The 9,844-nt window shown below is 47.3% G+C and carries 10 protein-coding genes; 4 read left to right on the top strand and 6 right to left on the bottom strand.

Features of this window, described 5'->3' with window-relative positions; genetic code table 11:
* Positions 1-127: 127 nt before the first annotated feature.
* A complete protein-coding gene (locus H6F98_RS00540) occupies positions 128-892 on the bottom strand; it encodes a PAS domain-containing protein (protein WP_192216724.1) in 765 nt (254 codons plus the stop codon).
* A 258-nt stretch (positions 893-1,150) separates the two neighbouring features.
* Between H6F98_RS00540 and H6F98_RS00535 the strand changes: the two genes are divergently transcribed.
* On the top strand, positions 1,151-1,708 hold the full coding sequence (locus tag H6F98_RS00535) for a recombinase family protein (protein WP_242058250.1): 558 nt from the start codon (positions 1,151-1,153) through the stop codon (positions 1,706-1,708).
* Between the two features lie 240 nt (positions 1,709-1,948).
* Here H6F98_RS00535 and H6F98_RS00530 read toward each other — a convergent pair whose 3' ends face one another.
* Positions 1,949-2,311, bottom strand: coding sequence for a SnoaL-like domain-containing protein (locus H6F98_RS00530; RefSeq protein WP_192216722.1), 363 nt, complete (start codon positions 2,309-2,311; stop codon positions 1,949-1,951).
* Between the two features lie 141 nt (positions 2,312-2,452).
* Here H6F98_RS00530 and H6F98_RS00525 point away from each other — a divergent pair, with 141 nt between their 5' ends.
* Positions 2,453-3,331 carry a LysR family transcriptional regulator gene (locus H6F98_RS00525; RefSeq protein WP_192216721.1) on the top strand — a complete coding sequence of 293 codons (879 nt, stop codon included), beginning with the start codon at positions 2,453-2,455 and terminating at the stop codon, positions 3,329-3,331.
* A 40-nt stretch (positions 3,332-3,371) separates the two neighbouring features.
* Here H6F98_RS00525 and rarD read toward each other — a convergent pair whose 3' ends face one another.
* The 3 genes from rarD to H6F98_RS00510 form a co-directional block, all read right to left on the bottom strand.
* A complete protein-coding gene (gene rarD, locus H6F98_RS00520) occupies positions 3,372-4,277 on the bottom strand; it encodes an EamA family transporter RarD (RefSeq protein WP_192216720.1) in 906 nt (301 codons plus the stop codon).
* Positions 4,278-4,488: 211 nt separating this feature from the next.
* Entirely contained in the window at positions 4,489-4,941 is a 453-nt protein-coding gene (locus H6F98_RS00515; protein WP_192216719.1) for a hypothetical protein, read from the bottom strand.
* A 103-nt stretch (positions 4,942-5,044) separates the two neighbouring features.
* Positions 5,045-5,860, bottom strand: coding sequence for a peroxiredoxin-like family protein (locus H6F98_RS00510; RefSeq protein WP_192216718.1), 816 nt, complete (start codon positions 5,858-5,860; stop codon positions 5,045-5,047).
* A gap of 191 nt (positions 5,861-6,051) precedes the next feature.
* On the opposite strand from H6F98_RS00510, the gene H6F98_RS00505 reads away from it, so the two are divergent.
* On the top strand, positions 6,052-6,393 hold the full coding sequence (locus tag H6F98_RS00505) for a tyrosine-type recombinase/integrase (RefSeq protein WP_242058254.1): 342 nt from the start codon (positions 6,052-6,054) through the stop codon (positions 6,391-6,393).
* 103 nt (positions 6,394-6,496) lie between these two features.
* On the top strand, positions 6,497-7,843 hold the full coding sequence (locus tag H6F98_RS00500) for a S41 family peptidase (RefSeq protein WP_192216716.1): 1,347 nt from the start codon (positions 6,497-6,499) through the stop codon (positions 7,841-7,843).
* Between the two features lie 219 nt (positions 7,844-8,062).
* Here the strand turns inward: H6F98_RS00500 and H6F98_RS00495 are convergent, their stop codons facing one another.
* Complete coding sequence (locus H6F98_RS00495; protein ID WP_192216715.1) at positions 8,063-9,721, bottom strand: lipopolysaccharide assembly protein LapB; 1,659 nt, start codon at positions 9,719-9,721, stop codon at positions 8,063-8,065.
* Positions 9,722-9,844 lie beyond the last annotated feature (123 nt).

Here is a 9,844-nt window from a genome sequence, read left to right as displayed (position 1 = left end):
AGAGGTTACTTCGTTCCGAATGACCATACTATGTACCTTTAGAGTGATGCTATTCGCCGGGTTTTTCGAGAGTGCTTACTGGTCAGGGTCGAAACTGCCAGTCTCATATCCTTGTTAGGATTGGTTTCTAGCCAACGAATCGCACACGAACCGTAATGTCCTCGATCATGCCAAGCGTATAGAGGATTTCTCCCGCCTTGTCTCTGAGCATCATCAAGGTTAAATTCACCCAAACAATCTTTTGGTTCTTTTTGAAGAAACGTGTCTCCAATTGAAAGCTGTTAATTTCTCCTCTCTTTACCTGCTGGACATAGGGAATTTCGTGCTTCAAGTCTTCGGGATGGGTAATATCCGAGCACTTGAAAGTCTTTAGTTCAGACTCGGTGTACCCCAGCATTTCAAGAAATGCTCGATTCGCCCTAAAGAAGTAACCGTCTGAGTTGGTTAGCCCCATCCCGATGGGGGCTTCGTCAAATACTCGGCGAAATTGTTCTTCGCTAGAGCGCAAGGCTTCTTCCGCAATCTTTCGCGAGGTAATATCCTTCATAACGCCACACAAGTGGCGTGGTTGACCCGTTTCATCTTTCAAGAAATCGCCCTGCTCGGCAACCCAGCGAACCGTACCATCGGGAAGAAGTAGGCGATATTCAAAACTACAGGGAATCTTTTCCGATACACTGCGAGCGCACTCAAGAGACACCCGGTCGCGATCTTCAGGATGAACGCGATCGATAAAACCCTCATAGGTTCCGGGGAAAGTACCAGGTGCATAGCCAAAGATTTCCTCAGTGCGTTCAGACCAGGTAACTAAGTTAGTTTCCAGGTTCCAGTCCCAAGTCCCTAGCCCAGCGGCATTAAGAGCCAACCGCAACTGCAAGTCTTTTTCCGGCATTTGTTCAGTTATCACAGTAGGCTTGTTTTTTTCTAGCCCGACAACGAAAGTTTCTCACACTTGCCTCAAGCTTGTATACCAGAAAACGTTCGTTTTTTGGTATAGCTAACCCAAGACGCAAAAACCGCTTCTTTTCACCGCAAATTCGTACCAAAAACTCGTCACTTAATCTATGTCACTAAAACCCTCCCCGCTCTATCTTTTTGGTACAGTAGATTCAGGTTTTGTGACAAAGTAATAATTATGTTAGTGGGATATATGAGGGTTTCACGGCAGGAGCAGACGACTGACCGCCAAGAAGACCACTTGAGACACGCGGGTTGTGAAAAGATTTTTAAGGATGTCATTTCTGGAGCTTCTGACAAACGCTCAGGACTAGATGAGGCGCTATCCTACTGCCGAGAAGGTGATACCTTCATAGTCTGGGAACTAGATAGGCTGGGTCGCTCACTCAAACATCTGATTGAAATCGTCGAAGGACTTAAAGCGCGTGGGGTTAACTTTCGTGTCCTCAAAGACGGCATCAATACTGACTCCATCGGAGGTGAACTGGTGTTTCACCTGTTTGGAGCGTTGGCTGAGTTCGAGCGCAAACTGATTGTGCAGCGTACTCGCGATGGATTAGCAGCAGCCAGAGCCAGGGGCAGGAAGGGTGGACGACCCAGCAAGATGGATGCTGCCAAAATTCGGCAGGCGAAAATCCTGGCGGCTGACCCCAAAATCACCGTTCAGCAAATCTGCTCGACCTTGGGAATTAGCCGCAACACTTACTACAAGTATGTTCGTCCCGCTCAAGTTAAAGAGCAGCAGGCATAACGCCATAAAAGTGAACGTTGGAGATATTCGCACAGCGAGCGCAAGTACTACTCTCCTGAGTAGGATTTACCCTTTTGCGAACTAAACAAAACCCCAACTCAAGTAAGCTCGTTGGGGGAAAATTGTCGTCGGTAAAAATTCGAGGTTTGAGCTTTTATTAGGGGTGGCAGTCTTGTCAAGTGATTAACCCGGCAACTAAAGCTCAAATGTTGTCGGGTTAAGAGAAATCGTTGAGGCAGTTTATGCCGCGTAATAGAAACGCTCATGAATCACTTTGCCATCTTTCCATCTCTGTACAGAAACTTGATCGTGCGTGACCTTGCCCCATTCTGAATGGGTGTAATCGACAAACCACTCAGAAATAATCACGTCTTCGCCATAAGCAACCGCTTTCAGTTCCGCTGCCCGAAATTCCGTCACTTTAGAAAAGAAGTCCAGTTCTCTAGCGCGATTTGCGGCTTTCCCCACAGTGGCTGGCGTTTCATTTTCCTGCATCACTACATCATCACCATAGTATTTCTCAAACGCTTCCATCGCTTTACCTTGGTTTACCAGAGTCTTGATGTCTTCAAAGTTGGCTTTGAGGTCTGTCGCTGTAATCATGAGTTTTTGTCCTATTGGTTAACTCGGAGTTGTCAGGTTAGAGACTTGATTTAGCTCACAAGATCTAGGATGGTTCATTCTCTTTTGTTTGAGAAGGCGGCAAACTGGAATATGACTTATTCCTTTTAAGAATCAATCTCCATGTCAGACCTGATCACCTGCATCAAAAGTTTTGTGCGAACAGTAGAAATCGGCAGTTTCTCCGCCGTCGCTAGAGAGATGGGTACCACTCAACCGACGATTAGCAAACAGATTGCGGCACTAGAAGACTATCTGGACGTACAATTACTGCTGCGCTCAACGCGCCAAGTCAGTTTGACGGAGGAGGGAATGCGCTTTTATGAGCGTTGCCAACTCGTTCTCGAAGCACTATCTGAAGCCGAGTCGAGTGTGGGAAAAAGGCAGAACCCTTCGGGAAGATTACGACTCAATTGCTCCGTTGCATTTGGGCAGATGCAGGTACTCCCCCGTCTGAAACGATTTCTTGATCGCTATCAGGATATTAAGATTGACTTGACGATGTCTGACCACTTTGTCGATTTAGTCGGAGAGGGTATCGATCTGGCAATCAGAATTGGCAAGTTTCTCGATTCCAATTTAATCTCTCAACCGCTCGGCACATTCCGATTTGTTGCGGTCGCGTCGGCGACCTATTTGGAGACGTTTGGTGAGCCACAAATACCAGCTGACCTAATGCTGCATAACTGCATTGTTTATACTAAGCAGTCCACAGGTAATGAATGGCATTTTCGAGGAACGACAGTAACGGTAAGTGGAAATCTGCAAGTCAATAACTCGATGGCGCTTCGTGAAGCCGTGTTGGCAAACATTGGCATTGGCACATCACCAATTTGGGCGTTTAGTGATGAACTCCAAAATCAATCGGTCAAAGTTATCCTAAAAGAATACGAACCTGAGCCAATACCGATTCAGCTCGTTTACCGTCGAGGACGCTTTGAGTCGGCGAAGGTAAAATGCTTTATTGACTTTCTCAATGATGAGTTCAAGGCTGGGCTGTAAGCCTGTTGACCCGTTCGCCGATAGCGCTCAAATCACTGTACTACTGATTCTTCTTGACCAATGAAGTCGTCGAGTAAATGAGCAGAGCCAACCAGATTAATCCAAAAGTCACGGCATGGGTACGAGAAAATGATTCGTGATAAAGGAAAATCCCCAGCAACAATTGCAAACTGGGAGCAATGTATTGGAAGAACCCCAATGTTGATAGACGCAACCGTTTTGCCGCATTGTTGAACCACAACAGCGGAATTGAAGTCACAACTCCCGCTCCCATCAATAACAGCATGAGCCACAGGTTGGCAAAAAAATGCCCAGTTCCTGTTGCGGTTTGGTATCCAATGAAAGCCAATGCCACTGGAAACGCTAGCAACGTTTCCACTGCCAGTCCCACCATCGGTGAAACGGAAACAACCTTCCGTACCAGTCCATAGAACGCAAAGGAAAACGCTAACCCCAGAGCAATCCAGGGTACTGTTCCCAGTTGCCAGACAAAATTTACTACCCCAAGACTTGCCAATAACACGGCAAATTGTTGCCCCCAGTGCAAGCGTTCATGAAGCACCACATATCCCAGTAAAACATTGGCTAGAGGATTGATGAAATAACCGAGGCTCGTTTCTACCACGCGCTGGGTGTTGACTCCGTAGATGTAAAGCCCCCAGTTAAATGTCAGCAGCAAGGCTGTTACCAGTAGGAAGCTCACTTTTCTCTTAAAACGCCAGACTTCCCAGAACTCGGAAGTGCGTCGTTGCCAAACCAAAAGTCCGATGAGAAATACCATCGACCAGAGAATCCGGTGGCTCAACACCTCGATGGCTGGGATTTGCCCAAACAATTTCCAGTAAACGGGTAGCAATCCCCAGGCTGTGTAAGCTAAAACGGCATAGAGGACACCCGACTTTCCAGCAGCAGGAGAGGACGTATTTGGATGCAATTGTTTACTCACGCCTTCCCGCTCACCCTGTGTAAAGCCTTATTTTAGCGATCGCGTCGTCACAGCAGGCATAACGAACATTATGTCTAGTTCAGATTGCGCTATCTAGTAGTAGATAACGTCACTTCTACTCATCCCCTAAGCACAACAAAACAACCTACCCGACAAAAGAAAGCTACGAAAAGCAATGATCAGAGGAAAACATAGCTTATAAACCCTATTGTCACTGGCTATTTATCCTCGTATCGCTTGCCATCAAGTCAATAATTATTTGCTTAAGATAACCAGTCGGATATAGATTATTTTCAAAACCTTCTGACAAGTATGTGTTTATCAAAAGCTGAAGTGTTTTAAACTCTTCTGAATCCCTATTTGGATGATTAATTTCCAATAGTGTTAAATATTCTTTCGCTTCAGTAAGTAACTTTATTCCTTCTGTTACATTCCCTAATCGAGGTGAATCTTCGATTTGTGTTAGAAGACTTAAGCATTTTCTGTAAACTTCGTATAGCTGCTCTCTATACCATTTTTGCTTTTCAGATTCTTCTTGCCGTAGCCATTGCTGCTTCTCTCGAGCAAGTTGAAACCTGTTGTTTAACCATGTACTAAACAAGCTAATCAGGCCGCCAATTATGGCAGCCACAATGATTTGATATCCCGATGAACCTGGGTTCATGCTCAAACTTCACTCTTACAAAGCTGTTTTAGGAACTGTGAAAAGCTGATAATTCACAAAGCTGGAAGTAGAAAATTCTTGTTCCGTAAATAGATAGCTGATATTACAAGTTATCTGCAAAATGTTGACCAGTTAGACAATCTCCCGACAGTTCAAGACCCAGAAACGAGAGGGGATTGCTCATATCAGCAGCAAAGCCAAGGATTCCCGGATCGCGGTGTGAGTAGAGTAATTCTCCTAATTCATTGAACAGAAACGTTCCCCCTCGTTGGGTTAAATAAGCGGCATCTGGGACGTAGGTTTTCCAATGGCTTAAGACCTCTACCATATTTCGCAGTCGTAGGGTTGCCAGTTCAAAGGGGCGCTGGAACCCTTGACCACCTGCTAAGTTGAAGAACGACCCCTTAACTGGAGGCAGAGGCTTCACCTGAACAACCTCCTTTTCGCCAATTAACTGGGGTGCTTTTTTATCGCCTCGATAACCGCGAAACACTTCAGCAATCGTCCCAGAACTACCAATTCCTGCACACATCAGCATCAGGTTGAGCCATGCGTTTTGAGCACTTGAGAGGCTGGGAATTTTGAGCGATAAACCAGGTCTTAGATTAAGCTTTTGGTGTAGTTCGGCATGAGGATCGACAAAAAGACTAGAAGCTGGGAACCCTGTGTAGTCACAAAATTGCTGCCCCGATGCGCGATCTCCGATACCCACAGCCCGTATCACCAATCCTTGCCTTTGAATCCGCAAAGCTTCTCGTTGTAGCCACCAGGCATATTCAAGAGTGTCAAAATCTCCCAGTTGAGGCCAAACCAGGACTAACAGCCGGCTTTCCCACTCGCAATCGCTCAACAGCGGCACGATGGCTCCATCGCTAACCCGCATTTTCTCAGCCTGCTTGAAAATGGCGTAAGCATCCATAGAATTGGTTGATTGAAAAACGGGGACGGCGTAATAAACTTTCCGTATTTTAAAGTGTTGTACTGGTCTTTGGATTAACAGTAAACAGGCAAGACTTCTCAGCCTACCTGAAAAACCTTCCGTAAAATAACCCAAATCCGGAATGTTTATTACGCCGCCCTAAGAATGAAGCGGTGTGATCGCGTGAATACCTGCGTCCCAACGAGGTGGAGAAACTAATCGACGCGGCTAAGTCAGTAGGTCGCTATAAACTCAGGGACTCTGTACTCATCTTCATGATGTTTCTCCACGGGCTGCGAGTAAACGAAGCAGTGGCTCGGCGCTGGGCTAATATCGACGGGCAGACTGCCCGCATTCATATCAATCGCCTCAAGCGGGGCAGTCCTTCAGTGCAGCCTGTAGACGGGAAGGAAATGCGGTTGTTGCGGCAACTGGAGCGGACACAGGGAGAAGAGCGAGCGCCTTGGTTGTTCGTCAGTGAGCGCAAGTCACCACTGACCGACCACAGCATTCTCATCTTCTATTACCTCTAACGGCTAATATGTTTGAAAATGTATTTTCAATAGAGATAGTTTAAGAGTCGCGAGTGAGGTCACAGTTGACGATGAATCCCTTTGAACACATCGAAGGAGTTTTATGAAGTCTCGTACCTGTACTGTTCTAGCTGCTGCTGTTACGCTTGTGTTCGGTACCGATACTCTTGCTAGAGCGCATACACCTGCTCCTATCCTAAACAGTTCTGCTTCTTCAAAAAGTTATGTTGTGAGTTCACAGCCAGCTAGCCCTTTGCAGCAGCTTGTCCATGAAGCTTGGCAGGTCATTGAGACAAACTATGCTGACCCAACCTTCAATGGACTCAACTGGCAACAGGTGCGTTCTGAAGTTCTGTCTCGTCGCTATACCACAAAAGAAGAAGTCTACACGGCAATCCGAGCCATGCTCAGTCGGCTCGACAACCCTGCTACTCGATTTCTAACGCCCGAACAATTTGCAGGCTTCGAGTCGGAAGACTCGGGTCAACTCCATGTTGGGGTTGGACTACCTGAATTGCTGTCTATTGACATCAACGAGCCAACTCGACAGCTAACCATCGTGACACCTTTACCCAACACTCCAGCTTCTGAAGCTGGGCTGATGTCGGGTGACCGAGTTGTGGCAATTGATGGAGTCTCAACCGATGGCATGGATCTAGGCGATGCCACCATGCGATTGCGTGGTCGTCAGGGTTCGACGGTAACGCTAACTATTCAACGGAATAATTCAACCTTTGAGGTGGTACTCACCCGAAAACCAATCGCGCCAGCGAGTCCGGCAGTTCAGACAAAGATAGAACCAATGTTGGGTGGACTCGTTGGGTACATCATCCTACGCCAGTTCACCGAGTCGTCTCCCCAAGAGATACGAGAGGCACTCGAACGCCTTGAAGGCGCTGATGGTTTCGTGCTGGACTTACGCAACAATCCGGGAGGAGTTTTGCCTGCACTTGAAGAGATTGCAGGACTGTTTCTGGGAGAAAACACGATTGGCACGTTGCAAGAACGAGCGGGAACGACTAAACTGCGCTCGACAGGAACTCAGCTTACGGATAAGCCGCTAGTAGTACTGGTGAACGAAGGGACAGGCAGTGCAGCAGAACTACTGGCTGGAGCACTCCAGGACTCCGGGCGTGCTGTTGTTGTCGGTACTCCCACCTTTGGCAAGGGATTGGTTCACGGATTCTTTCCAATTGCGGATGGTGCTGTAGTTGTTGTAACCATGGGGCAGCTAAAGACACCGAGGGGACGAGAGATTCTTGATGTTGGCATCACACCAGATGTGCGCGTGGATATGGCAAAGTCACCGTTGCTAGACTCAACCATCGCCCTTGCTTCAAGGTCAGATGTTCAATATCGTCAGGCAATAGAACAACTAATTGGTCGAACCTCAAGAGGCTTCCAAGTTGGCAATCTACCTCACCTTTGGAATAGTCTCCCGCAGAGATGACCTTGCTATCCCAGGTCAGTAGTCTACTCGTTGCGACTGACTCTCATGTAGCCTACTAACATTGTTATTCTTTTGTCACAATATTTCCACTGAGTGTTGGAAACGGGGCAATCTGTGAACGCACCGGGCTTCATCGGTCAAGCCTGATACTCGCCAACTTGCCCCCGTTGAAGTCTTCCACTTCCTGTGGAAGCCTGAGCTATTGCTTGATGTTGCTCATTAGCGTTTTGGTGCCATTGAATTAGCAACTTGAAGCGCTTCCTCTAGAATATACGAGGCTTTATCTTTATTTGAGTCGTTTGAGTCGCCAAATAGAGAATTGAAGCGACTGGTAAGCACCCGAAGGATTTGTTGAATCGGCTCAATCTTGTCGGGTTCTTTTGCCACATATTGTTCGACGCTCGCCGTCAGGGCTTGAGCTTTGTAACTTTTATCTGTTATGGATTGAGCCACCTGAAGCGCCTGCTCCAAATTTCCCTGTTTGGCAAACCCAGGGGCGATTTCCGATAATCTCCAGTCCTTTTGGGATATAGCATCAGGTTGGGTTTCGATGGACTGAGCAATCTTCAGAGCACGCTCAGGCTGCCCTGCCTCAAGGTAAGCGACTGCCACATCACTTAGCAAGTCAGAAAGATTGTTTTGTTGGACAATCTCAAGCGCTAGGTCGTACTGTCCGCTCTGTAGATAATGCCTGACAATCCCTCCAAAGGTGACGTTCGGGCTTCCCATCGATTTTGCCAGTTTTAGCGCTTGCTCAGAGTATCCAGCTTTGGCATAAGCAAGCGAAATTCCACGGAATGCCTGCTCCCGATAATTGACATTTTTGAGGGAGCGGGCAATTTGCTCGGCCATCTCAAAGTCTCCGATTTCTGCGTAACCTTCAGCTACCCTAGCTATTGCAAGACTTTTGGTTTGAGGTTCCTCAATTGCCTGCGCCGAGGAGCGAGCTTCGGCTAATATCTCGACAGCCAAGTTGTTCTCTTCTAATGCGGCATACTGGAGTGCTGTTTCAACTAGGTCGAGCGTTTTTTGAAGGGGAAAGAGCTTGGACTCAAGTGTCCGTATCTTTGGCAAGGATTGAGCGAGAAGCTCTTTGGCTCGCTCTTGTTCTCCAACTTCGGCAAATTGAGAAGCAATGCCTAACATTCCAGATAGTTTCAGGGCGGCGGCATCGTCTCTCGATTGTGCCTCATTGATAGCTAATGTACTCTTAAGTGCAAGCTCTAATACTTGAGGCACAAGTTGGGTTTGCCCAGCTTGAATTATATGAGAGGCAATTCCCCTCAAAGTCAGGGTTCTATATTCGGCATTGTCAAGGCGTTGTGCCATCTCCAGCGCTTGGTTCAAGACATTACTTGCCTGCTCATCCTCTCCGGCTTTGGCATAATGCCCCGCCACCTCGGCCATTTTTATAGGAGTGAACACAGGATTGTTTACTCCTGTCATGATTTCAACAGCTAAGTCGTAGTACCCAGCTTCTGCGTATTCAGACGCTCGGTTTAGTAGAGACTCTTCCGGAGAAGTTGCACTCATGTGACAACCTGTTGCTGTTTGGGTACGGGCAATCTGGATGGCTTGTGCCAGAAGTTTCTTCCCTAAAGCTTCCTGTCCAGCCAGAATATAGCCTCCAGCCACTTTCACTGTTGGGGTGCCTTTGAAGCACTCATTGGTACTCGCTTGGGCTAAGCGCAGGGCTTGGTCTAAAATCTTCACAGCCTCCTCAGATTGTCCTAGCGCCCTATACTGAACGGCAATGTCAGCCAAGAGGCTAGCTTTTTCGGAGTAGGTTTCTTCTGCCAGAACTTGACCACCTGGAAAGAACGTAGCAATTAGTGTAGTGACCGCTAAAATCTTGAACGGAATTATTCTTCGAGCCATGTTTTTTCCACCTCAACTTTTTGTGTCTGACTCCCTCCATCAGGGGGGAGGGGTAGCCTTGAACCTCTAAAGTCAAAGACACAAATGTTTAGCAATTTGTGTCTGGCAACAGCAATCACGAGT

It is taken from the genome of Microcoleus sp. FACHB-SPT15 (assembly GCF_014849525.1).
GTDB classification, from domain to species: Bacteria; Cyanobacteriota; Cyanobacteriia; order Cyanobacteriales; family Coleofasciculaceae; genus Symplocastrum; species Symplocastrum torsivum.
The sequence above is the reverse complement of the archived record's forward strand: the minus strand, read 5'-3'. Positions and strand labels throughout refer to the sequence as shown.